This is a genomic window from Mesorhizobium sp. ArgA1 (assembly GCF_053714375.1).
Genome location: NZ_JBSKBQ010000150.1, coordinates 1 through 413, shown reverse-complemented (window position 1 = coordinate 413; position 413 = coordinate 1). Strand labels below are relative to the sequence as shown.

Below are 413 nucleotides of genomic sequence, written 5' to 3'. Positions count from 1 at the left end.
TGCGCGCCCATGTTTTCGAACTTGTCTTCAAGCTCGATTTCCTTGGCGACGGTGACGCCGTCCTTGGTGATGCGCGGGGCGCCGAACGACTTGTCGATGACGACGTTGCGGCCCTTGGGGCCGAGCGTGACCTTCACGGCGTCGGCGAGGATGTTGACGCCGCGCAGCATGCGCTCACGGGCGTCGCGGGAGAATTTTACGTCTTTGGCAGCCATGTTTTAGCTCCTGGCAAGGGCTTGCGATCAAGCCCGGAATTCAGTTGACGGTGAGGCCGATAATCAGCCGATGATGCCCATGATGTCGGATTCCTTCATGATCAGAAGGTCTTCGCCATTGAGCTTGACTTCGGTGCCCGACCACTTGCCGAACAGGATGCGGTCGCCAGCCTTGACGTCCAGGGGAACCAGCTTGCC

At 59.8% G+C, this 413-nt stretch carries 1 protein-coding gene and 1 pseudogene; both read right to left on the bottom strand.

Features of this window, described 5'->3' with window-relative positions:
- On the bottom strand, positions 1-215 hold a 215-nt coding region (locus tag ACWGTI_RS32765), incomplete at its 3' end, for a TCP-1/cpn60 chaperonin family protein (protein ID WP_287182322.1).
- 63 nt (positions 216-278) lie between these two features.
- Positions 279-413 (bottom strand): annotated as a pseudogene (locus ACWGTI_RS32760) (co-chaperone GroES); the annotation flags it as partial.